This is a genomic window from Microcoleus sp. PH2017_12_PCY_D_A (genome assembly GCF_020738565.1).
Lineage (GTDB): Bacteria > Cyanobacteriota > Cyanobacteriia > Cyanobacteriales > Microcoleaceae > Microcoleus.
In genome coordinates, this window is record NZ_JAEQCI010000003.1 from 1 (window position 1) to 1057 (window position 1057).

A 1057-nucleotide genomic window follows, 5' to 3' on the forward strand; every position below is an offset into this window, starting at 1 on the left:
GTCACTTGAATACCCCATTTCTCACCTCAATTTACTCAAATTCACCTACTCTGCCTTGATTCTACGCTATCGCCCAAAGATCTCAAATGGGTTCTATAGTCACTGCCGTTTCCATAAATGGTAGCTATTTATATTTAGCCATTTATGGAAACGGATGTCAAGAGGTTTAACTATCCTTTTATGAAAATGGTGTCAGCGCTTACATAGGGCTTGCTGAATAATCGATCGCATATTGCGTGGCGAAAGGTTTCGATAGTGCGATCGAGAGTAAAGTCGCCGTGATAAACAGGTAAAATAGGTCAAAACCCGTGCATCACCACCTGCGATCGTGTACCGAAAATTTGAGCTTGCCCCAAAACCCCCATCCGAGTTTGGACTGCCCTTTGAAGAAAGGTTGTCTGCTGACAACCGTTGGGTAAAAATAGCCCAAATAATCCCGTGGGATGAATTTGAATCAGAATATGCGGCTAACTTCCCCGCAGCGCATGGTGCGCCAGCCAAATCGTTTAGGATGGCAATGTTCGCATTAATTATTAAAGAAAAATTAGAAATTAGCGATCGTGAAACAGTAGAACATATCCGCGAAAACCCCAATATACAATACTTTATCGGTCAATCAAACTACAGTAATGAACTACCATTCGACCCATCTCTATTAGTTTATTTTAGGCAACGAATTAGTCCAACCTAATTAATAAAGTTAACGAACGCCTGGTCTAAAAAATGCGTTCCACCACCCCAATCAAACCCGAAAAAAAAAGGATTCGGACGCCAAAAATGAGTCACCCAATCGCGGAAAGTTGATTGTAGATGCAACTTGCGCCCCTGCCGACATCACTTATCCGCGCTCTTCCGTACTTACCGCTGCTCAAATATTAGTCAAGTGTTGATTGAAAATGTACAAGCAGAATAAATTATGAACAAATTAATGACAGATCTTCTAGATTTACCCGGTGTCATATAGCGATCGCAAATCATTCGTAAATTAATTAAGGGTTGGAGCGAGCAGCAGTTCCATTGAGTGTTGGTTCAAAAATACCAAATTTGTGTAACTTGG

The 1057-nt window shown here is 41.2% G+C and carries 1 pseudogene; it reads left to right on the plus strand.

The features are described 5' to 3' along the window. Nucleotides 1–328: 328 nt before the first annotated feature. Nucleotides 329–845: pseudogene (locus tag JGK39_RS00045) on the plus strand (transposase); the annotation flags it as partial. Nucleotides 846–1057 lie beyond the last annotated feature (212 nt).